This is a genomic window from Streptomyces sp. NPDC048389 (assembly GCF_040706335.1).
In the GTDB taxonomy this organism is placed as follows: Bacteria; Actinomycetota; Actinomycetes; order Streptomycetales; family Streptomycetaceae; genus Streptomyces.
This window is the reverse complement of record NZ_JBEZKP010000027.1, coordinates 54,455-75,260: the sequence shown is the minus strand read 5'-3', so window position 1 is coordinate 75,260 and position 20,806 is coordinate 54,455. Positions and strand designations below refer to the sequence as shown.

Here is a 20,806-nt window from a genome sequence, read left to right as displayed (position 1 = left end):
GTGGTCTGCTCGGGCGTGTCCTGCCGCGCAGTCCCCGCGAGGTGGCGCGCATGATCGCGCGGGCGACCGACTTACGTGTGGAGATCCTCGCCGGCAGCCTCGTGCTGTCGCGGACCGACTGCCGGACGCGTGCGGCAGTCGCCCGGGACCTGGCTGACCGGATCGCGCAGCACGCCACAGTCGTCGAAGCCCCGTCCGTGCGGATACCGATGGACCCCGACGACTTCGCCGTGCCGGACCTCGCCGTCCTGGTCGACGGCGTGGAGACCCGGGAGCGGACCATACGCACGCAGGACATCGCACTCGCCGTCGAAATCGTGCCACGGCAGGAGAAGAGCCGGGAGTTCGGCCGGAAGTCCGACTGGTACGCGGTCGCGCACGTACGGGCCCTCCTGGTCGTCGACCCCCGCCACGGCACCTGGGCTCTGCACACCGCGCCCGACGGGGCCCGCTACCGGCGCACCCGGCCCGGCACGTACGGCGAGGCCGTCCCGCTCCCAGAGCCGTCGGCGCTCGATCTCGTCACGGGGGCGCTCGCCGTCTACGGAGAGGCCGGGGGGAGCGTATGAGGTGACCCGACGTGGCACCGGGACCGACGGGAACGCGAGAGGACCGGGCCGGGAATCCATCGGCGCACAGTGGTGGACATGGCCCCATTCACGAGCTGTCGGAACAAGAGGGTGCTGTTGGTGATGCCCTATCACCAGCTCACCAGCAAGGCCGTCGATGCGGGGTTCCGCGTCTGGTCGCTGTGGGATCCCGAGCTGCCGGAGGCGGACCTCCTGGACCGCGCAGCTGCTCGCAGCGCTCCACGGCCTCGTCGGCGCGGGCGAGCGCCTCCTCGAGGCGGCCCGTGCCTTCCAGCGCCCGGGACAGATAGGCGAGGGCGTCCACCGACAGCTGTATCTCGCCGATCGAGTCGAAGACCGCGAGTGCCTGCCGTGCCGCCGCGGCGGCCTCTGCGAACTGCCCGAGCCGTGCCCGCACATGGCTCATGGTGCTCAGCGAAGAGCCGTCCAGCCGCGCGAAGCCCGTCGCACGCGCCGTGCGGTTGGCTTCTTCGCTGAGCCTGAGTGCGTGTCCGAGTTCCCCCAGACTGTTGTACGCCTGCCCCAGTCTGGCCTTGCACTCGGCGGCGCTGCGCGCGTCGTTCATGGAGCGCGAGATGTCCAGGGCGTCCTCGAGCCGGGCCACCGCCTCCCTGATGTGGCCGAGGCGCCACTGCCCCATGGCCAGATTGGTGAGGTTGAGCCGCGTGAGCGCGGGGTCCGCCAGTGTCCGCGCGGCGCCGACACCGGCTTCGAGCGCCACGTTCGCCTCCAGGTCGTAACTGCGGATGCTCGAATGGAAGCCCAGTTCGCGCGGGAGCCGTCCCGCGTGGCGCAATAACCCGTGGCTCTGTGCCATGTCCACGGCAGCCAGCAGGCTGTCCCGGTGCTGGTCGAGCCACTTGAGAGCGGCGTCCCGGCTGCCGAACTCCGGCAGCCCGCCGGCGGGTCCACCGCTCGGACCGCTGTATCGGGCCCTGCCGGGGAAGAGGGTGTCACCGGCGTTCTCCGCCCGCGCCAGGTAGTGGTCGAGAAGACGTTCCACGGCCTCGGTGTCCCCGGTGGCCGGCTCGCTCTGGCCGAGTCGCCGAGCGAAGTGCCGCACCAGGTCGTGGAAGGCGTACGCCCCCGGCTCCCTGGCTTCGAGCAGGCTTACGTCGACGAGCCGTTCCAGGACGTCCTCGGCCTCCGTCGCCCCGCGGCCGAGCAGCGCACCGGCCTCCTGCACATCGATGTACCGGCCCGGGTGGTGGCCGAGCAGCCGGAAGGCGCTGCGGTCCTCAGGAGGCATCGACTCGTACGACAGGGACAGCGCACCGGCGACGCCGCGGTCGCCTCGCCGCCTCGGCCGCAGGACGTTTCGCGCTGCCGGCCGGACGCCCGGCGGTGGTGCCGTCGGAAACCCTCGACGGACGGTGTCGCCGCCTACACTGACGGATGGCGGACTACCCGGCGTCGAAAGGCGGTTGACGGTGCGTAAGGCGTGGCTGGCCGCTGGGCTCTCGATCGGGTTCTGTCTGTGCTTCGTCGCGCTGCTCGTCGTCGGGACGTACTCCGCGGCCTCCGGGCTTCTCGGCGGGAATGCCAAGAACGGGGCCGTGGGGCTGGCGAAGGGGGCCGTGCCGGCGAAGTACCAGGCGTTGGTGCAGACATGGGGGAACCTCTGCCCGGCCATCAACCCCGCGCTGCTCGCCGCACAGCTGTACCAGGAGAGCGGCTGGAACCCCAGGGCGCAGAGCCACGCCGCGGCGCAGGGCATCGCGCAGTTCATCCCGGGCACCTGGGCGACGCACGGCATCGACGGGGACAAGGACGGCGACCGGGACGTGTGGGACCCGGCGGACGCGATTCCGTCGGCGGCTTCGTACGACTGCGAACTGGCTGGATATGTTCGCAAGGTGCCGGGTGATCCGACCGCCAACATGCTTGCCGCTTACAACGCGGGCGCGTATGCGGTCATCAAGTACGGCGGTGTTCCCCCGTATCGCGAGACGCAGAACTACGTGAAGGTCATCCGGACGCTCGAGAAGAGTTTCGCCCAGCCGGTGGGGCGGGTCGAGCCGTCGCGGCAGGCGGCAGGGGCCATCTACTTCGCGCAGCAGAAGCTGGGCACCAAGTACCTGTGGGGCGGGAACGGAACGCCCGAGCAGGGCGGGCGTTTCGACTGCTCGGGTCTGACGCAGGCGGCCTATCGCACGGTGGGGATCGAACTGCCGCGGGTGGCGAACGACCAGTACAACGCGGGACCGCACCCGTCCCGTGACGAGTTGCTCCCGGGCGATCTGGTCTTCTTCTCCGACGATTTGAGCAACTCGCGCGCCATCCGGCACGTCGGTCTGTACGTCGGCGGCGGGTACATGATCAACGCCCCGTACACAGGGGCGGTGATCCGGTTCGACAAGATCGACACGCCGGACTACTTCGGTGCGACCCGGGTGACGGAGGACGGTGCGCGCGCTTTGCCGACGGACCTGCCGAAGACTCCGAAAGAGTGACGTGACGCGAACGGGTGGCCGGAAAGCGACGCTTGCCGCAGGGCTCTGAGCTGCGACGACATGTCACCCTTCGATAACGTGATCGTGTTCGTTCGGTGGAGAGGGGAACGCGGCCGCCGATCACGTCGTTTCCTGTGCAGGGAAGGCCGCACCGACCATGCAGCAGACACCGCACCACCACGGGGGTCGATGAGCGGCGCACAGGCAGGTGCGTCGGCAGGCACAAGGCAAGGGGCCGCAGCAGATGGCTGGACTCGCAGCAGACGGGCTGAACCCGGATGTCGGCCTGCTCTACGACATCAACGGCCTCGCCAAGGAGGCACCTCCCTGGCTCGACCGCGTCATGGGGTTCGTCGGCGAGTACGGGATCATGCTCGCCATGGTGCTGGTGGTGCTCTGGTGCTGGTGGAGCGTGCGCCGGCGCGGCACGGCGGAGGACTCGGTGTCGGCGGTCGCCGGACTGGTCTGGACACCGCTCGCCGCCGGTATCGCACTGTTGATCAACATCCCCATCCGGGGCTTCGTGGAGAGACCGCGGCCCTTCCTGGACCACCAGCGCATCGAGGTCCTCGTCGAGGGCAAGACCGACTACTCGTTCGTGAGCGACCACGCGACGATGGCGATGGCGATCGCCGCCGGGCTGTTCGTGGCGCACCGCAGGTTCGGGCTGGCCGCTTTCGGCCTCGCGGTCGCCGAGGGGTTCTGCAGGGTCTACATGGGCGTGCACTACCCGACCGACGTCATCGGCGGATTCGCGCTCGGTACGGCGGTGGCCCTGCTGCTCGCGCCGCTCGCCCTCGCGCTGCTCACGCCGCTGGTGTCGGCGGTCGCGGCCTCGCGCCCCTTCGGGTGGGTCGTACGGTCGAAGCGCGCACCGGCCGGTGCGGCGCTGCCGGCCGAGACGCTGGGCGTCCCGGAGCCGAGGGCCGAGGGCCACGGCGAGAACGGCCTCGCTGCCTGACCCGCGCCCCCGGGGCCTGGCCTCCCACCGGTCGCGGCCGTGGTCCGGCGCGCTACAGGGCCTGCGGGTGGTCGAAGAGGCGGTCGGGGTCGTAGCGGTGCTTCAGGCGGGTGAGGCGGTCGAGGGCCGGGCCGTAGTAGGCACGGCGCCAGTCGGTCAGGTTCGGGTCGGCGTAGTTCTGGTACGCCGCGCCCGACGTGTACCGGCGCAACGACGCATGGGTGTCCTTCAGCCACGCCTGCTGGGCGGCTCCCGCCGTGCCCGGCCGCCAGGCGGCGATGTACTGGGCCAGCATCCGGGAGCGCCGGTGGACGAACGACGTCGCCAGCGGGTCGACCCGGTTGATCGCTCCGCCGAGCGCGGTGAGCGCGACCGAACCGCCGCCGCCGCTGGCGTCGGCCGGGATACGGGTGAACGCCTCAGCCGCCGCTGTCAGAGCGCGGCGTCCGGCGGCCGGGATGTCGCGGTCGTAGAAGTCGGAGGCCGACGCGTAGGTCTCCCGGGGCAGCGCCCCCTGCCGGCCGCGGCCCGGGGTGGTGCCCGGCAGGCGGCACTGCTCCTCGCTCAGGGAGAGGCAGTTCGCGTAGGCGAGCATGGCGTCGCGGTAGCTGCGCGGGCGCAGGGCGACGGAGGCCGCGGGCGAGCCGACCGCGTCCGCGAGCCGGTCGAGGGCGTTGCGCAGGTCGCTCTGCGAGCCGAGGGTGAAGGCGGTGACGGACAGGGTGGGCCTGGTGCCGCCGGGGCCGGCGGCGAGATGGAGCGACGACCAGATCTCGTCCGGCAGGTCCGGCCCCCAGCGCTGCCAGGCGGCCAGCACCGGTTCCGCCTTCTGCCACGGCCAGTTCAGGAACGCGGAGACGGTGTCGGGTGCGGGATGCGTACGGAACCGGAAGCCGGTCACGACGCCGAAGTTGCCGTTGCCCGCGCCACGCAGGGCCCAGAAGAGGTCCCTGTTCTCGTCCGCGCTCGCGACTCGCCGCTTGCCGTCGGCGGTGATGATCGTCGCCTCGGTCAGGCTGTCGCAGGTCAGTCCGTAGGCGCGGGAGGTGACGCCGTGCCCGCCGCCGAGAGTGAGGCCGGAGACGCCCACGGTGGGACATGAACCGGCGGGGACGGTGCGGCCGTGCCGGGCAAGGGTGTTGTAGACGTCGATGAGTTTGGCACCGGCGCCGACGGAGCCGTCGGCGCCGACCCGGTTCAGTGACGACACGTCGATGACGAGGCGTCCGTTCCCGGAGGACCAGCCGCCGTAGGAATGGCCGCCGTTACGGATCGACACGGGTGTGGCGTGCGCCTTCGCGTAGGCGAGGCATTCCCGTACGTCGTCCTCGCCCGCCACATACGCGACGGCCGCCGGTTTCAGCGAGTCGAAGCGCGTGTTGTACAGCAGCCGGGCGCTCGCGTACTCCGCGTCACCGGGGCGGATCAGCTGCCCGTCGAGACCGCGGGCGAGAGCGGCCCAGTCGGCGGCGGCGGTCGTGCCGGCGGACGGCGTCGGCGGGGTGCCGGTCCGGGTGGGGGCGGAGGTGCGCGGTGGGGTGCCGGTCTCCTGTCGCGTGCAGCCCGCGGCGGCGGCGCTCGTGGCGAGGGCGACAGCGGTGGTCAGCAGTGAGCGCCGGTCCAGTTCCATGGAACCTCCTGTGGAACGAGACGGCTCCCGTGGCCTGCGGGTTCCTGTCGCGGGCCGGTCGCCGGGGCACCGCGGGTCATGGCGCCGACGTGTGCGACGCGGCATCCGTACGCGCCTTGTCACGGGAGCGTCTCGCCGGGCCCGACCAGCCGCAACTGCAACGGGCGATGGCGAAGGAGCCGCGCTCGACGGTCGTGGCCACGTGCGTTTCCGGATCACCGGTCGAGACGTCCTGCTGAGGCACGGATCAAAGGTACTGCGGCCCCTGCGGCGGTGAACGCCGGGTGCCCGGCGTGACGGCGTGCCCGGGCCGTCGTTATGCGCATGGGTGTCCCAGGCCCCCAGGGGGCCGAGGCAGGGCGAGTCCCGAATCAGGCAGCGGTCCGGCGTTGGGGGTTGGCAGGCGATGGTGGTGCAGCACAAGCGCAGGGGCGCGGCGGTCGCCGTCGTGACCGCCGTGGCCGTGGCCACGGCCGCCGGATGCTCCGGCGGGGGTGCCGCCGTGGACGGTGACGACGGTGGCGTGCGGCCCGGCGGCTCGGTCGACGAGGTACGCAAGGCGGCGGACACGCTGACGGGCGCCCGCAGTTCCAAGGCGCGTACGTCGATGGAGATGGCGTCCGGCGGGACGCGGGTCACCATCCGCGGGGAGGGCGGGTACGACTTCGCACGCGGCATGGGCAGCCTGAAGGTCGTCCTGCCGCCGGACGCCGCCGGTGCGGAGGAGCACGAGCCGATCACCGAACTGCTGACGCCCGGTGCCCTCTATATGAAGAACCGCGGCGCGGGCGTGCCCGCCGACAAGTGGGTCCGGGTCGACACGACCACGCTGGACGACGGGAATCTCGTCACGGGCGGCGCGACCGATCCACTCGCCGCCGCGGAACTGCTGCGCGGCGCCGACCGGGTGAAGTACGTCGGGGACGTGGAGCTCTCCGGCCAGAAGGTGCGGCACTTCAGGGGCACGACCGACATCGGGCGGGCGGCGCGGGCCGCGGCTCCTCATACGAGAGCGTCACTGGCCGCGGCGGCGAAAGGGTTCGCCGAGGACGTGGTGCCGTTCGATGCCTATCTGGACGAGGCGGGCAGGCTCCGCAAGGTGCGGCACCGCTTCACCTTCGCCAACGAGGGCCGGACGGTCGAGGTCACATCGACCACGGTCCTCTTCGACTTCGGGACCAAAGTCGTCGTCCGGCTGCCTGACAACCGGGACATCTACACCGGAAAGGTCGACGTCTGAGCGTGCGGCGCCTGGTTGGCGCGGGGTGGCCGCGGGGTGGCGGCAGGTGTCGGGCCGGGGTGGTCGAAGGGGGCTGGGCCGGGGTGGCCCAGGGGGGCGTGCCGGGGGAGTCAGAACCCAAATGGTCCGGACGTGCCATGCGCGGGGCGTGCGCCGCTCCCTACGCTAGGAGACCGACATCGGCCGGAAGAGGTGATTGCACGTGGCTCCGTCCAGTACGACCACCGTCCAGGAGGACCACGTGGCCCTCGCCGAGATCGAACTGTGCGGTGAGCTGATGATCGCCGCGTCGGCCGCGGTCGGGGAGCGGCTCAGCCCGGACCGTATCGACGAGGTGCTGATGGTGGCGGCGGACCGCGTCGACCGCTCGGCGCGCGCCGACCGTCATGAGTTGCCGTCACCCGGGCCGCCGTTGCCGAGAGCGTCCGCCGCCCGGTCGCCGGGTCCCGGTGTGGGGCAGCCGGCGGGCCGCCGAAGGGCCTGACGGCAGGCGGCGGGACTCGACCGTCGAGATCAAGCCACCGGCGCCGGGCCGGAAACGAATTCCAGGGGCGGGGCGGAACGCGGTACGGGCACACTCCGTCAGGGGCGGGGGCGTCAGAGGTGGACGGGGTGTGTGGGGCGGACGGGGCGCGGCCCGGTCAGGTGCGGAGCAGGCGGGCGATGGCCTTCGTGGCCTCCTCCACTTTCGCGTCGACCTCGTCGCCGCCCTTCACCGCCGCGTCGGCGACGCAGTGCCGCAGATGCTCCTCCAGCAGCTGGAGCGCGAAGGACTGCAGGGCCTTGGTCGAGGCCGAGACCTGGGTGAGTATGTCGATGCAGTACACGTCTTCGTCGACCATCCGCTGCAGACCGCGGATCTGGCCCTCGATCCGCCGCAGGCGCTTGAGGTGCTCGTCCTTCTGCTTGTGGTACCCGTGCACGCCGTGGTCGTGGTCGGTCTCGTGGTCCGTGACCGGAAGGCCGGCCGTCTCGGTGGTCGTCATCGCGTCCTCCCGTTGTCCAGAAAGGGGTGTATACCCCTCATGGGTATATGGTAACGAATCGTTCGGAAAGTGGTGGGGTCCTGTGCTGGACGCCTTGCCCCATGGGCGAGACTGGGATAATGCCGTTAGCCGTGGCCGGATGATGCGCTTAGCATCAGCCTGACCGAACCCCAGCACCCTGAGGACCCTCCGTGCGATTTCGTCTGACCCCCAGGGAGACGAGCTTCTACGACATGTTCGCCGCATCCGCGGACAACATCGTCACGGGCTCGAAGCTCCTGATGGAACTGCTCGGGGCGGAGTCCTCCGCCAGGGCCGAGATCGCGGAACGGATGCGGGCGGCGGAGCATGCGGGTGACGACGCTACCCACGCGATCTTCCATCAGCTGAACTCCTCGTTCATCACACCTTTCGACCGCGAGGACATCTACGCCCTGGCATCGTCCCTCGACGACATCATGGACTTCATGGAGGAGGCCGTCGACCTGGTCGTCCTCTACAACATCGAAGAACTGCCCAAGGGCGTCGAGCAGCAGATCGAAGTCCTGGCGCGGGCCGCGGAGCTGACCGCCGAAGCCATGCCGCATCTGCGGACGATGGACAACCTCACCGAGTACTGGATCGAGGTCAACCGGCTGGAGAACCAGGCGGACCAGATCCACCGCAAGCTCCTCGCCCACCTCTTCAACGGCAAGTACGACGCCATCGAGGTCCTCAAGCTCAAGCAGATCGTCGATGTGCTCGAGGAGGCTGCGGACGCGTTCGAGCACGTCGCGAACACGGTGGAGACCATCGCGGTCAAGGAGTCCTGAACCACGTGGACACCTTTGCCCTGGTTGTGACCATCGGGGTCGCGCTTTTCTTCACGTACACCAACGGCTTCCACGACTCCGCCAACGCGATCGCGACGTCCGTCTCCACGCGGGCCCTGACACCGCGGGCGGCGCTGGTCATGGCCGCGGTGATGAACCTCGCCGGTGCGTTCCTCGGGCAGGGCGTCGCCAAGACGGTCAGTGAGGGGCTCATCGAGACGCCGGCCGGCGCGGCCGGTATGGGCATCCTGTTCGCCGCGCTGGTCGGTGCGATCACCTGGAACCTGATCACCTGGTACTTCGGCCTGCCGTCGTCCTCGTCGCACGCGCTGTTCGGCGGCATGGTCGGAGCCGCGCTGGCCGGCGGGACGGAGGTCATCTGGACCGGTGTGCTCGAGAAGATCGTCATCCCGATGTTCATCTCGCCGGTGGTCGGCCTGCTCGTCGGCTATCTGGTGATGGTCGGGATCATGTGGATCTTCCGCAAGTCGAACCCGCACAAGACGAAGCGTGGCTTCCGTATCGCGCAGACGGTCTCCGCGGCGGGCATGGCGCTCGGTCACGGTCTGCAGGACGCGCAGAAGACGATGGGCATCGTGGTGCTGGCCCTCGTCATCGCCGACGTCGAGAACCCGGGTGAGCCGATCCCGATCTGGGTCAAGATCGCCTCCGCCGTGATGCTGTCGCTGGGTACGTACGCGGGCGGTTGGCGCATCATGCGGACACTCGGCCGCAAGATCATCGAGCTGGACCCGCCGCAGGGGTTCGCGGCGGAGACGACGGGCGCGTCCATCATGTTCGGCTCGGCGTTCCTGTTCCACGCGCCGATCTCGACGACACATGTGATCACCTCGGCGATCATGGGCGTCGGGGCGACGAAGCGGTTGAACGCGGTGCGGTGGGGTGTCGCGAAGAACATCGTCCTGGGGTGGTTCATCACGATGCCGGCGGCGGCGTCTGTCGCTGCGCTCAGTTATGGCGTGGTGTACGTGCTCTTCGGCTGACGACCGGTTGTGCACGGCCCCTGTCGCCCGGTGGGCGGTGGGGGCCGCTGCGTGTGTTGGGGGGCGCGCGGGGGTGGTGGGCCGCTGCGCGAGGCGTTTCCCCCACCCCGCCCCTTCCCGAAACCGGGGCTCCGCCCCGGACCTCGCCGGCCCGGGTGTGCGGGGGTTGCGTCCCGCCCCTGCCGAAACCGGGCGTGGCCCGGGCGTGCCCAGCGGCCCGCCGGGCCCTCGTCCGGCACTGCGGGGGCTGCGCCCCGCCCCGCCAGGGTTCCGGACCGGGCCCCTGTCGGGTGCCGGTGCCGCGCCTCGCGGGGTGTCCTCGAACGCCGGACGGGCTGGGGTCGGGCCCGGTCCGGCTGCGGCTCTTGGAACTACGTAACCTTCCCGTCCGCGCCACCGGACGGGTCTCCGGGGCCCTGAGCCCCGCCCCCAGAGAGAAGGGACGGCCCCGCTCGGGACGCCCCGCCCCGAAGGGGAAGCCGCCCCGCTCCGGGTGGCCCCTACCCGCGGGGAAAGGGGTGCGCCCGCCCTCGGTAGATCGTGCCTCCGCGCCCGGGAGATCGTGGCGCCCGCCCACGGGTAATGCCCGCCCACGGGTAATGGGTGGGCCCGCGCCAGGGAAATGGGTGGGCCCGCCCCCTGGGAGAGGGGCGGGCCCGTCGTCCTGCGGGTGGCACCGCCATGCAGCACCCGCAGACGTCTTATCCGAAGCGGCCCGAGATGTAGTCCTCGGTCGCCTGGACGGACGGGTTGGCGAAGATCCGCTCGGTGTCGTCGATCTCGATCAGCTTGCCGGGCTGGCCGACGGCCGAGAGGTTGAAGAAGGCCGTGCGGTCGGAGACGCGTGCCGCCTGCTGCATGTTGTGCGTCACGATGACGATCGTGAAGCGCTCCTTCAGCTCGCCGATCAGGTCCTCGATCGCGAGGGTCGAGATCGGGTCGAGCGCCGAGCAGGGCTCGTCCATCAGCAGCACGTCGGGCTCGACCGCGATCGCGCGGGCGATGCACAGGCGCTGCTGCTGGCCGCCGGACAGGCCCGAGCCGGGCTTGTGGAGGCGGTCCTTGACCTCGTTCCAGAGGTTCGCGCCCTTGAGGGAGCGCTCGACGACCTCCGCCAGCTGCTTCTTGTTGTACGAGCCGTTCAGCCGCAGGCCCGCCGCGACGTTGTCGAAGATCGACATGGTCGGGAAGGGATTCGGACGCTGGAAGACCATGCCGACGGTGCGCCGCACGGCGACCGGGTCGACGTGCGATCCGTACAGGTCCTCGTCGTCCAGCAGGACCTTGCCCTCGACGCGGCCGCCGGGGGTGACCTCGTGCATGCGGTTGAGGGTGCGCAGGAAGGTGGACTTGCCGCAGCCGGACGGGCCGATGAAGGCCGTCACGGAGCGGGGCTCGACGGTCATCGAGATGTCGTCGATCGCCTTGTGGGAGCCGTAGTAGGCGGTCAGGCCGGATACATCGATTCGCTTGGCCATGGTGGTTCTACTTTCCGGTCTTCGGGGCCTTCCAGCGGGCGATGCCGCGGGCCACCAGGTTGAGGATCATGACGAAGGCGATCAGGACCAGGGCGGCGCCCCAGGCGCGCGCGATCGAGGCGTCGGTGCCGACCGCGTACTGCTCGTACACGTAGAGCGGCAGTGAGGACTGGGCGCCTTCGAACGGGTTCGGGTTGATCAGCCTCGTGCCGAAAACGAGGAGCAGTACCGGGGCGGTCTCACCGGTGACCCGCGCGACGGCGAGCATCACACCGGTGGTGATGCCGCCGATGGCGGTGGGCAGGACCACCTTCAGGATGGTCCGCCACTTCGGTACGCCCAGGGCGAGGGATGCCTCGCGCAGCTCGTTCGGGACCAGCTTCAGCATTTCCTCGGTGGAGCGGACGACCACCGGCATCATCAGGATGGCGAGGGCGAGTCCGCCGGCGAAGCCGGAGGGGCCGAAGCCCAGCATCAGGTTCCAGGTGGCGAGGACGAACAGGCCCGCCACGATCGAGGGGATGCCGGTCATGACGTCGACGAAGAAGGTGACGGCCTTGGCCAGCTTGCCGCGTCCGTACTCGACCAGGTAGATCGCGGTGAGCAGGCCGATCGGGGCGGCGATCACCGCGGCGATGAAAACCTGCTCGATCGTGCCGAGCAGCGCGTGGTAGATGCCGCCGCCGGGCTGGACGTCGAGGACGCCGTTCATGGAGTGGGTGAGGAAGTAGCCGTCGACGACGCCCATGCCCTCGCTGAGGGTGACCCAGGCCAGCGAGAACAGCGGCACGACGGCCAGGACGAAGCACACCCAGACGAGGCTGGTGGCGACGCGGTCCTTGGCCTGGCGGGAGTTCTCGACCTTGGTGGTGATCACGTAGGTGGCGAGGACGAAGAGCAGGGCGGCGATCATGCCCCACTGGACGCGGCTGTGCCAGCCGGCGGCCAGGCCGATGCCGCAGCCCGCTGCGATCGAGCCGGCGGCGATGCCGGCCGGGGCCCAGCGCGGGAGGCGGGCGTGGGAGAGGGAGCCGGTGCGCACCGCGGCCACCGGCGGCGCGTCCTTGACGAGCTGGCTCATGCGTTGGCCCCCGAGTACTCCTTGCGGCGGGCGATGATCATGCGTGCCGCGCCGTTGACCAGCAGGGTGATCACGAACAGGACGAGACCGGAGGCGATCAGCGCGTCACGGCCGAAGGTGTCCGCCTCGTTGAACTTCGCGGCGATGTTCTGCGCGAACGTGCCGCCGCCCGGGTCCAGCAGGTGCCCCGAGATGATGAAGCTGGGTGACAGGACGACGGCGACCGCCATCGTCTCGCCGAGGGCGCGGCCCAGGCCCAGCATGGAGGCGCTGATGATGCCGGAGCGGCCGAAGGGCAGCACCGACATGCGGATGACCTCCCAGCGGGTGGCACCGAGCGCCAGGGCGGCCTCTTCGTGCATCTTCGGTACCTGGAGGAAGACCTCACGGGTGACGTTGGTGATGATCGGCAGGATCATGATCGCGAGCAGGATGCCCACGGTGAACAGGTTCCGGGCGACGCCCTCGCCCGTCTTGTCGAAGATGTACGTCCAGCCGAAGTACTCGTCGAGCCAGCGGTTCAGGCCGTCGAGGTGGGGGACGAGGAAGAGGGCGCCCCAGAGGCCGTAGATGATGCTGGGCACGGCGGCGAGCAGGTCGACGACGTAGGCGAGCGGGGAAGCGACCTTCCGCGGCGCGTAGTGCGAGATGAACAGCGCGATGCCGATGGCGATCGGCACGGCGATGACCATGGCGATGACCGAGCTGACTATCGTGCCGAAGGCGAGGACGGCGATGCCGAAGACCGGCGGATCGCCGGCCGGGTTCCACTCGGACGTGGTGAGGAAGTTCGCCTCGTTCTTCGAGATGGCGATCCCGGCGCGGTACGCGAGGAATCCCGCGATCGCGGCCATGATCACCAGAAGGGTGATACCGGCCCCCCGGGACATGCCCAGGAAAACGCGGTCACCGGGGCGCGGCTTGCCGCGCATGGAGCGATCTGCGGCCGGCGCACCGGGTGGCGGGGGCGATGTGGTGGTTGTTGCTGTATCCATCGGGGTCTCCGGTCTGCGGAGCCCTCGGGCTCCAGGCGGCGGTGCACCGGATGCCGGGGCCGGTCCGTGCGGACCGGCCCCGGCCGGACATCAGGACAGGGTGGGGACGATCTCGCGGACCTTGGCCGCGATCTCGGCGGGCAGCGGCGCGTAGTCGGCGTCCGTGAGGACCTTCTGGCCCTCGTCACTGACGGCGTAGTTGAGGAAAGCCTTCAGCGTCGGCAGGGTCTCCGCCTTGTTGCCCTTGTCGCAGGCGATCTCGTACGTCACGAGGATGATCGGGTAGGCGCCCTCGGCCTTGGTCGTGTAGTCGAGGGACAGCGCAAGGTCCTTGCCGGTGCCCTTGATCTTGCCGGCGGCGATGGCCTTGGAGGAGTTCTCGCTGGTCGCCGCGACCGGGGTGGCGGCGCCGGTGTCGAGCTTGACGGTGGAGATCGACTGGGAGGTCGCGTACGACAGCTCGAAGTAGCCGATCGAGCCCTGGGTCTGCTTCACCTGGGCGGCGACACCGGAGGAGCCGTTGGCGGCCTGGCCACCGGGGGCCAGCCACGACTTCGACTTGGGGTCGTGCTTCCAGTCGGACGGGGCGGCCTCGCTGAGGTACTTGTGCAGGTTCTGCGTGGTACCCGACTCGTCGGAGCGGTGGAACGCCTGGATCGCGGCATCCGGCAGCTTCGCGTCGGGGTTGAGCTTGGCGATCGCCGGGTCGTTCCACTTCTTGATCTTCGAGTCGAAGATCTTCGCGAGCGTGGTGGAGTCGAGGACGAGGTCGTCCACGCCGTCCAGGTTGTAGCCGATCGCGACGGGACCGCCGACCATGGGCAGGTTGATGCCCTGGCCGCCCTTGCAGATCTTCTTCGACTCCTCGACCTCCTCCGGCTTCAGCGCGGAGTCGGAGCCGGCGAAGGCGACCTGGCCCTGGGTGAACTTGGTGATGCCGCCGCCGGAGCCGATGGCCTGGTAGTTGACCTCGACGCCGGAGCAGGCCGCCTGGAAGTTCTTGACCCACAGGTCCATGGCGTTCTTCTGGGCGGTCGAGCCGGCCGCGAGGATCTGGCCCTTGGCCTCGTCGCACTTGATGTTCGACGCGGCGCTGGTCTTGTCGCCGCCGTCGGCGGTGGCGCCCGTGTTGTCGTCCGAACCACACGCCGTGAGGACCAGGGCGCCGGAGATCGCGAGGGCGCCGAGCGCGGTGGCGCGAAGCCCGGTCTTGCGCTGAAGCTTCACTTTCTGGTGTTCCTTCCAGTTGCCGCCGTCGGTGGCGGCGTGCGTCGGGGTGGAGGGACCTGCACTGTGCCGGTCACCGTCTGAGGCCGAAACTAGGCAGATGAGATGAAGCGGCCGACGGGAGAGGGTGAACGCAAGGTGAACCGTGACCGGCGACCCGGTGTCCAGCCCCACTTCATCCGTCCGGAGACATGGTCCGCGGATCCGAGAAGGTGTCAATCGGGCAGAGAGGGCATTTCGCACACTCCACAACGTTACGTCGTGTGCAGTGCCTGAAGCAGAGCGTCAACGAGCTCGCGGTCGCGGGGCTGAGTGAGCCTCTCGCGCGCCGCGGGCGGCGGCAGCCAGACGATGCGGTCGACCTCCTCGCCCGCGGCGAAGCAGCCGGTGGTCGCTTCGGCGGCCCAGTAGGCGACCTGCTTGGGCCGACCGTGTGCCAGGTAGCGGCACGTGGGCAGCCGGGCGCCGGGAACGCAGCGGTGGCCGGTCTCCTCCAGCACCTCGCGCAGAGCGGCGGCGAGCATGTCCTCGCCGCGCTTCAGCTTGCCCTTCGGATGGGACCAGTCGTCGTACTTCGGCCGGTGCACGAGGCAGATCTCAAGACCCTCGTGCCGATGCGGGGAGCGGCGCCAGAGCACGCACCCCGCGGCGAGCACGGTGTCCTCGCCGTTCATGGCGCGGTGGCCGCCTTCGTGGCGCGGTCCGTGGCGTGGCGCCATTCCTGCTGGAAGGCGAACCTGGCCGCCTCGACCTCGTGCCGCTGGTCGGCATGGAGGACTCCGAGGGCGTACGCCGTGGCCGGGGCGATACGCGGCGTGCGGGCGGCGGCCGCTGCCGCGGCGGCGGCTTCGGCGGCGTCGTGGTGCCGGTCGAGCAGAAGCCCGGCGTGGCACAGGACCGGGTCCGCGCCAGGGCGCAGCACCTCTTGCGCGTAGCGGTGCAGCCGCAGCAGCCTGCGGACTTCGTGCCAGGGCGCGTCCTGCGCCTCACCGGCGGAGGCGGCTGCGAGGCCGCTGAAGAGCGCTTCGGCGTTGTACGGGTGGGCCGCCCTGCCCAGCGGCAGTTCGGCGACCGCTGCCAGCAGCCGCCGCTCGGCGGCCTGGGCGGGCAGTGCGAGCGTTTCTGCGGCGGGCCCGGCGGCCGCGGGACCGAGCGGGAGCTCGGAGGCCAGTAAGGCGACGGCGTCCGCGACCGCGTGGAAGCGGGAGGACCCGAGCGCCTGGAGCGCGGCGGAGTGGGCGCGTGTCCGGGCGAGCGTGAGCCGGCGCTCCAGCAGCGCCCGGGCCCGCGCGGCGCCCACGGCCAGCGCGCTGCCCCCGGCCTTGCCGCCGACGCGTGCTGGTGCACCGGTGGCGGGCTCGGGTGCACCGGCGGCGCGTCCTGGTGCACCGGTGGCGGGCTCGGCCTGCCTCGCACGCTCGGCGCCCGCCCCGGGCTTGGCGTCCGCTGCGCCGCTCGCCGCGGTGGCGGCAAGGCCCGCCGCGGAGCTCGCGCCGGCGGAGGATGCCGCGGACAGGTTGCCCGCCGTGGACGACCCCGCCGCCGTACCCGCACCCGATGCCGTGGCCGCCGTGCGCATCACCGCGTCCGTGCCGGTAGCGGTACCAGCCACTGGTGCCGCGGCCGCCGTACCGGTCGCCGCGGTGCCCGTCATGGGGCCGGGACCAGCCGTGGGCCCCGCGGTCGCCGTACCGGCTGCCGTACCCGTCTTCGCACCCGTCGCCGTACCGGTCGCCGTGGCGCCCGTCGTGGAGCCGGGATCAGCCGTGGGTCCTGCGGTCGCCCCGGCCGGTTCACGCAGCGGGCGGGTCTCGCCGCGGGCCGGGGGGAGCGGTGATGTGCCCGATAGGCGGGACAAGGCGTCCAGCAGGCGGGACAGCCGGGACATGCAGGCGTGTTCCTCGGCCAGTGTCGTCGACAGCCACGCCAGTTCCGTACGCAGGCCGTCCGCCCATGCCGCGTCCAGCAGCGGGCGGAACGTGTGCAGCGTCCCGCCGATGCGGCGGGACGCGGTCCGCAGCGCGCGGGCCGACTCCGCGACCGCCGCGGTCTCCGCGCCGCTCTCACCGTGCCGGCGCAGGCTGCGCAGGAAGTCGGCGGCCTGGTCGTGGAGGTAGTGGGCCACCGCCTCGCCCGCCGTCCCGGCGAAGGTGCCGTCCGGGGCGGTGACCGGCCGGGGGAATTCAGGGCTGTGCACGCCGGCGCCTCCGGGCGTCTATGAGCATCTCCTGTACGTTCCGCAGCGGCTGGCCGTCGGAGTCCGCCGCATGCCGCGTCCACGCGCCGTCCGGGCCGAGGTGCCAGGAGGACGTGGTGTCGGACATGCCGGTCTCCAGCAGCCTGGTGAGAGCCGCGCGGTGGCCCGGGTCGGTGACCCGTACCAGCGCCTCGATCCGGCGATCGAGGTTCCTGTGCATCATGTCGGCGCTGCCGAACCACACCTCCGGCTCGCCGCCGTTGCCGAAGGAGAAGACCCGGGAGTGCTCGAGGAAGCGGCCGAGGATCGAACGGACGCGGACGTTCTCCGAGAGGCCGGCCACGCCCGGCCGTATCGCGCAGATGCCGCGGACCCAGATGTCGACCGGGACGCCCGCCATCGCCGCCCGGTAGCAGGCGTCGATGATCGCCTCGTCCACCATCGAGTTGACCTTGATGCGGACGTACGCGGGACGCCCGGCCCGGTGGTGGACGATCTCCTTGTTTATCCGGGAGATCAGCCCGTCCCGCAGTGACTTGGGCGCGACCAGCAGCCGCCGGTACGTCTCGCGGCGCGAGTAGCCGGACAGCCGGTTGAACAGGTCCGAGAGGTCCGCGCCGACCTGCGGGTCCGCGGTGAGCAGCCCCAGGTCCTCGTAGAGCCGCGCGGTCTTCGGGTGGTAGTTGCCCGTGCCGACGTGCGAGTAGCGCCGCAGCGTCTCGCCCTCCTGCCGGACGACGAGCGACAGCTTGCAGTGGGTCTTCAGCCCGACGAGCCCGTAGACGACGTGGCAGCCGGACTCCTCCAGCTTGCGCGCCCACTTGATGTTGGCCTGCTCGTCGAAGCGGGCCTTGATCTCGACGAGGACGAGGACCTGCTTGCCCGACTCGGCGGCGTCGGTCAGCGCGTCGACTATCGGGGAGTCGCCGGAGGTCCGGTACAGGGTCTGCTTGATCGCGAGGACGTCCGGGTCGGCCGCGGCCTGCTCCAGAAACGCCTGGACGGACGTCGAGAAGGAGTCGTACGGGTGGTGCAGCAGCACGTCCCGTTCGCGCAGCGCCATGAAGATGTCGGGCGCCGACGCGGACTCGACCTCCGAGATGTCACGGTGGGTGCCGGCGACGTACTTGGGGAACTTCAGCTCCGGCCGGTCCAGCGCCGAGATGCCGAACAGGCCGGTCAGGTCCAGCGGCCCGGGCAGCGGGTACACCTCGGCGTCGGACACCTTCAGCTCGCGCACCAGCAGGTCGAGCACGTACGGGTCGATCGACTCCTCGACCTCCAGGCGCACCGGCGGGCCGAAGCGGCGCCGCATGAGCTCCTTCTCCAGCGCCTTGAGGAGGTTCTCCGCGTCGTCCTCCTCCACCTCCAGGTCCTCGTTCCGGGTCACCCGGAACATGTGGTGCGCCAGCACCTCCATGCCGGGGAACAGCTCTTCGAGGTGCGCCGCGATGACGTCCTCCAGCGGTACGTACCGCTGCGGCGAGGCTTCCAGGAAGCGGGAGAGCAGCGGCGGGACCTTGACCCGGGCGAAGTGGCGGTGGCCGCTGACCGGGTTGCGCACGACGACCGCGAGGTTGAGCGAGAGCCCCGAGATGTACGGGAAGGGGTGCGCGGGGTCCACGGCCAGCGGGGTCAGGACCGGGAAGATCTGCTGGCGGAAGAGCGTGAAGAGGCGGGCCTGCTCCTTCTCCGTGAGGTCGGGCCAGCGGATGAGGTGGACGCCCTCGTCGGCCAGGGCCGGGGCGATGTCCTGCTGGTAGCAGGCGGCATGCCGGGCCATGAGCTCGCGCGAACGGGTCCAGATCAGGTCGAGGACCTCGCGGGGCTGCAGACCGGATGCCGAACGGGTGGCGACACCGGTCGCGATCCGGCGCTTCAGTCCGGCGACCCGGACCATGAAGAACTCGTCCAGGTTGGACGCGAAGATCGCGAGGAAGTTGGCACGCTCGAGCAGGGGCGTGGCCGGGTCCTCCGCGAGTTCGAGGACCCGCTCGTTGAACGCGAGCCAGCTGCGCTCCCGGTCCTGAAACCGCCCCTGGGGCAGCTCGGAGCCGTACGCGTACTCGGGGTCCTCCTCGTAGGAGTCGAGATCCGAGTCGAGGTCGGGTTCGAGATCGGAGACCGTGGCGGCGACGGCGTGCGGCCGGTGCGCGGCTATGGAAGCGACGGACGGCTGGTGGTGCTGGACCGGGACCTCGGCGGGCTGCTGGCTCATGAGCCCATTGTTCCGCGCGTGGGGCGTCACCGGCGTGTCGGAAAGGGCCGGAGCGAGAGGTTTTCTGCCGTTCGGTGAGGCTGGCACAGCAGGCTGCATTGAGCGAGGGTCGCAAGGGCGTCTGAATGCCGGGTAACAAGGACATGACGTGAGGGAAAGCGCGAAGAGACCCCCAGGGGCGATCCGGGGGCCGTGCGCGGCCTTGCGGGCTCCTCGGGCGCGGCGCCGGAAGATCCGGAAGGCGGCGCAGGCGGCGCAGGCGGCGCAGGCGGCGCAGGCGGCGCAGGCGGCCACGGCGAGGACGAGGACGATGCCGGTCTCGACGAGCCTGGGCGGCCAGAGGTGCGAGTCGGGGTTGTGGTCCGGGTAGCGGCCGACCGCGTCGTGCCGGGCGAGGCATGCCCCGTACTCGGCGACGGCGGCGAGCCCCGGTCGGTGAACCGTGTGCGACGGCGGCGAGCCCCGGTCGGTGAACCGTGTGCGACGGCGGCGAGCCCCGGTCGGTGAACCGTGTGAAGAGGCCACTGCCCTCGTTGCTCTACGGCGGCGTCGCCTTGTAGACGATCCGCTGCCCGCACGTCCCGACCGTCGAGGCGGCCGCCGGCAGCACGACCATGCTGGTCGGGACGCGGCAGTACTGCCGGACGACGATCCGGGTGGCGAAGCGCAGCCGTGGACGGGCGGCGGTGAGGGCACTCACGCCCGCAGCTCCGCGCTCGGCGTGAGCAGTACCGGGCCTCGGCGGTGGGCTCCGCCATGGACGACCGCGGTCCGCCGATCGCGCCGGACCCTCGTACCGGCACGGTCAGCTGACGGCCCGTCGCGCGCGACTCGACGATTGTGCCGTCGTCGGGAAGGTCGCCGACCGGCCCGGTGAGCAGGGTGTGGGCGGACACCAGGTCCTCCGTCGCGCCGGCGAGGCGACGCGGCCGTGTCGACGGAGGCCCCCTTCGTGCCTGCGGGGCTCAGGACTCCGTGCGGTACATCAGGTCCACCTCGTGCGTCACGAACCCCATCCGCTCGTACACCCGCAGCGCTGCCGGGTTGTCGGCGTCGACGTAGAGCATGGCGGTGGGCAGTCCCTGCGCGGCGAGGTGGCGCAGGCCCGTCGCGGTGAGGGCCTTGCCGAGGCCGCCGCCCTGGGCGTCGGGGTGGATGCCGAGGACGTACACCTCGCCGAGCTGTTCCTCCGCGTGCACCTTCGTCCAGTGGAACCCGATGATCTCCCCGTCCCGCTCGGCCAGGAAGAAGCCCTTCGGGTCGAACCACGGCTCGGCCTTGCGGTCGTCGAGGTCCCGCTGGGTCAGGGAGCCCTGCTCGGGGTGGTGGGCGAAGGCGGCGGAGTTCACCGCGAGCCAGGCGGCGTCGTCCTGGCCGGGGACGAAGGTGCGCACGGTGACGCCGGACGGGTAGACCGGCTCGGCGGTGCCTTCGGAGCTCAAGGGGCGGCGCAGCTGCCGCAGTTCGCGGAAGAGCGTCAGCCCGAGAACCTGAGCCATGTGCCGGGCGGCGGACTTGCCGCCGTGCGCCCACATCCGCAGCCGCTTGCCCGAGGCGTCAAGGACCGTCGTGCCCAGCGCGCGCCCGTGCCCGCGTCCGCGGTGACCCGGGTGTACGACGAGTTCGGCGGCGGGTGCCTCGACGGGGTCGGTGTCCTCCAGCTGGGCGTAGCCGACGAGCTGGTCGCCGACGGTGAGGAGGAAGTGCCGTACGCCCTCACGCCGCCCGCCGCGCAGCTGGAGCCGCCCCTGCTCGGAGACGGCCTGCATCCCGTCGGACCGTGCAGCCTCCGCGAGGACGTCCAGCACGGCGTCGGCCTGCTCGGAGGTGAGTTCGTCGAGGGACTGGATCTGGCGGCCGGGCCCCGGAATCACTGCGTCGATCGTCATGCTTCGAGGGTACGGCGGAGCCGCCGCCGCTCAGGGGTTCTCGGG

Annotated in this window: 20 protein-coding genes; 7 read left to right on the top strand and 13 right to left on the bottom strand. The window is 70.9% G+C overall.

The genetic code is table 11. The features are described 5' to 3' along the window. Window positions 1-50: 50 nt before the first annotated feature. Window positions 51-569, top strand: a complete 519-nt coding sequence (locus AB0903_RS19850) for a Uma2 family endonuclease (RefSeq protein WP_366704486.1) — start codon at window positions 51-53, stop codon at window positions 567-569. A 139-nt stretch (window positions 570-708) separates the two neighbouring features. Here AB0903_RS19850 and AB0903_RS19845 read toward each other — a convergent pair whose 3' ends face one another. Further along, complete coding sequence (locus tag AB0903_RS19845; RefSeq protein WP_366704484.1) at window positions 709-1,839, bottom strand: tetratricopeptide repeat protein; 1,131 nt, start codon at window positions 1,837-1,839, stop codon at window positions 709-711. A gap of 181 nt (window positions 1,840-2,020) precedes the next feature. On the opposite strand from AB0903_RS19845, the gene AB0903_RS19840 reads away from it, so the two are divergent. After that, entirely contained in the window at window positions 2,021-3,043 is a 1,023-nt protein-coding gene (locus tag AB0903_RS19840; protein WP_366704482.1) for a bifunctional lytic transglycosylase/C40 family peptidase, read from the top strand. Window positions 3,044-3,287: 244 nt separating this feature from the next. Further along, window positions 3,288-4,004: a phosphatase PAP2 family protein gene (locus AB0903_RS19835; protein ID WP_366704480.1), complete on the top strand. Its 717-nt coding sequence runs from the start codon at window positions 3,288-3,290 to the stop codon at window positions 4,002-4,004. A 52-nt stretch (window positions 4,005-4,056) separates the two neighbouring features. Here AB0903_RS19835 and AB0903_RS19830 read toward each other — a convergent pair whose 3' ends face one another. Beyond that, the gene (locus tag AB0903_RS19830) at window positions 4,057-5,628 is read right to left on the bottom strand and encodes an FAD-binding oxidoreductase (RefSeq protein ID WP_366704516.1); all 1,572 of its coding nucleotides are present in this window, start codon (window positions 5,626-5,628) and stop codon (window positions 4,057-4,059) included. Between the two features lie 82 nt (window positions 5,629-5,710). Further along, window positions 5,711-5,878 (bottom strand): hypothetical protein, encoded by a 168-nt coding sequence (locus AB0903_RS19825; protein ID WP_366704478.1) that lies wholly within the window; start codon window positions 5,876-5,878, stop codon window positions 5,711-5,713. A 162-nt stretch (window positions 5,879-6,040) separates the two neighbouring features. Between AB0903_RS19825 and AB0903_RS19820 the strand changes: the two genes are divergently transcribed. Next, window positions 6,041-6,874, top strand: a complete 834-nt coding sequence (locus tag AB0903_RS19820) for a hypothetical protein (RefSeq protein ID WP_366704476.1) — start codon at window positions 6,041-6,043, stop codon at window positions 6,872-6,874. Window positions 6,875-7,076: 202 nt separating this feature from the next. Next, window positions 7,077-7,358, top strand: a complete 282-nt coding sequence (locus AB0903_RS19815; protein ID WP_366704520.1) for a hypothetical protein — start codon at window positions 7,077-7,079, stop codon at window positions 7,356-7,358. Between the two features lie 157 nt (window positions 7,359-7,515). On the opposite strand, the gene AB0903_RS19810 is transcribed toward AB0903_RS19815, so the two are convergent. Beyond that, the gene (locus AB0903_RS19810) at window positions 7,516-7,860 is read right to left on the bottom strand and encodes a metal-sensitive transcriptional regulator (RefSeq protein WP_366704474.1); all 345 of its coding nucleotides are present in this window, start codon (window positions 7,858-7,860) and stop codon (window positions 7,516-7,518) included. A 191-nt stretch (window positions 7,861-8,051) separates the two neighbouring features. On the opposite strand from AB0903_RS19810, the gene AB0903_RS19805 reads away from it, so the two are divergent. Together AB0903_RS19805 and AB0903_RS19800 are read left to right on the top strand one after the other, a co-directional pair. Beyond that, a complete protein-coding gene (locus AB0903_RS19805) occupies window positions 8,052-8,672 on the top strand; it encodes a DUF47 family protein (protein WP_366704472.1) in 621 nt (206 codons plus the stop codon). Window positions 8,673-8,677: 5 nt separating this feature from the next. Further along, window positions 8,678-9,676 carry an inorganic phosphate transporter gene (locus AB0903_RS19800; RefSeq protein WP_366704470.1) on the top strand — a complete coding sequence of 333 codons (999 nt, stop codon included), beginning with the start codon at window positions 8,678-8,680 and terminating at the stop codon, window positions 9,674-9,676. A gap of 701 nt (window positions 9,677-10,377) precedes the next feature. Here the strand turns inward: AB0903_RS19800 and pstB are convergent. The 9 genes from pstB to mshD all read right to left on the bottom strand — a co-directional run bounded on the left by pstB (window position 10,378) and on the right by mshD (window position 20,761). Beyond that, window positions 10,378-11,154, bottom strand: a complete 777-nt coding sequence (gene pstB, locus AB0903_RS19795; RefSeq protein ID WP_366704468.1) for a phosphate ABC transporter ATP-binding protein PstB — start codon at window positions 11,152-11,154, stop codon at window positions 10,378-10,380. Between the two features lie 7 nt (window positions 11,155-11,161). After that, entirely contained in the window at window positions 11,162-12,235 is a 1,074-nt protein-coding gene (gene pstA / locus AB0903_RS19790) for a phosphate ABC transporter permease PstA (RefSeq protein ID WP_366704466.1), read from the bottom strand. Further along, on the bottom strand, window positions 12,232-13,230 hold the full coding sequence (pstC, locus tag AB0903_RS19785; RefSeq protein ID WP_366704464.1) for a phosphate ABC transporter permease subunit PstC: 999 nt from the start codon (window positions 13,228-13,230) through the stop codon (window positions 12,232-12,234). The genes pstA and pstC overlap by 4 nt, the downstream gene beginning before the upstream one ends. A gap of 90 nt (window positions 13,231-13,320) precedes the next feature. Beyond that, window positions 13,321-14,457, bottom strand: coding sequence for a phosphate ABC transporter substrate-binding protein PstS (pstS, locus tag AB0903_RS19780; RefSeq protein WP_366704462.1), 1,137 nt, complete (start codon window positions 14,455-14,457; stop codon window positions 13,321-13,323). 254 nt (window positions 14,458-14,711) lie between these two features. Continuing rightward, window positions 14,712-15,131 (bottom strand): NUDIX hydrolase, encoded by a 420-nt coding sequence (locus AB0903_RS19775; RefSeq protein ID WP_366704460.1) that lies wholly within the window; start codon window positions 15,129-15,131, stop codon window positions 14,712-14,714. Continuing rightward, window positions 15,128-16,654: a CHAD domain-containing protein gene (locus tag AB0903_RS19770; RefSeq protein WP_366704458.1), complete on the bottom strand. Its 1,527-nt coding sequence runs from the start codon at window positions 16,652-16,654 to the stop codon at window positions 15,128-15,130. The genes AB0903_RS19775 and AB0903_RS19770 overlap by 4 nt, the downstream gene beginning before the upstream one ends. Further along, window positions 16,641-18,872: an RNA degradosome polyphosphate kinase gene (locus tag AB0903_RS19765; protein WP_366704456.1), complete on the bottom strand. Its 2,232-nt coding sequence runs from the start codon at window positions 18,870-18,872 to the stop codon at window positions 16,641-16,643. Before AB0903_RS19765 ends, AB0903_RS19770 begins: the two co-directional genes overlap by 14 nt. A gap of 538 nt (window positions 18,873-19,410) precedes the next feature. After that, entirely contained in the window at window positions 19,411-19,572 is a 162-nt protein-coding gene (locus AB0903_RS19760; RefSeq protein WP_366704454.1) for a hypothetical protein, read from the bottom strand. A 265-nt stretch (window positions 19,573-19,837) separates the two neighbouring features. Next, window positions 19,838-20,761 carry a mycothiol synthase gene (gene mshD / locus AB0903_RS19755; RefSeq protein WP_366704452.1) on the bottom strand — a complete coding sequence of 308 codons (924 nt, stop codon included), beginning with the start codon at window positions 20,759-20,761 and terminating at the stop codon, window positions 19,838-19,840. Between the last annotated feature and the right edge of the window lie 45 nt (window positions 20,762-20,806).

What these genes read in the sequence shown, in the direction of transcription:
- AB0903_RS19765 (WP_366704456.1), bottom strand. Translation starts at nt 18,872, where the DNA reads ATGAGCCAGCAGCCCGCCGAGGTCCCGGTCCAGCACCACCAGCCGTCC.
- AB0903_RS19835 (WP_366704480.1), top strand. Translation starts at nt 3,288, where the DNA reads ATGGCTGGACTCGCAGCAGACGGGCTGAACCCGGATGTCGGCCTGCTC.
- pstA (WP_366704466.1), bottom strand. Translation starts at nt 12,235, where the DNA reads ATGAGCCAGCTCGTCAAGGACGCGCCGCCGGTGGCCGCGGTGCGCACC.
- AB0903_RS19820 (WP_366704476.1), top strand. Translation starts at nt 6,041, where the DNA reads ATGGTGGTGCAGCACAAGCGCAGGGGCGCGGCGGTCGCCGTCGTGACC.
- mshD (WP_366704452.1), bottom strand. Translation starts at nt 20,761, where the DNA reads ATGACGATCGACGCAGTGATTCCGGGGCCCGGCCGCCAGATCCAGTCC.
- AB0903_RS19775 (WP_366704460.1), bottom strand. Translation starts at nt 15,131, where the DNA reads ATGAACGGCGAGGACACCGTGCTCGCCGCGGGGTGCGTGCTCTGGCGC.
- pstC (WP_366704464.1), bottom strand. Translation starts at nt 13,230, where the DNA reads ATGGATACAGCAACAACCACCACATCGCCCCCGCCACCCGGTGCGCCG.
- AB0903_RS19850 (WP_366704486.1), top strand. Translation starts at nt 51, where the DNA reads ATGATCGCGCGGGCGACCGACTTACGTGTGGAGATCCTCGCCGGCAGC.
- pstB (WP_366704468.1), bottom strand. Translation starts at nt 11,154, where the DNA reads ATGGCCAAGCGAATCGATGTATCCGGCCTGACCGCCTACTACGGCTCC.
- AB0903_RS19845 (WP_366704484.1), bottom strand. Translation starts at nt 1,839, where the DNA reads ATGCCTCCTGAGGACCGCAGCGCCTTCCGGCTGCTCGGCCACCACCCG.
- AB0903_RS19810 (WP_366704474.1), bottom strand. Translation starts at nt 7,860, where the DNA reads ATGACGACCACCGAGACGGCCGGCCTTCCGGTCACGGACCACGAGACC.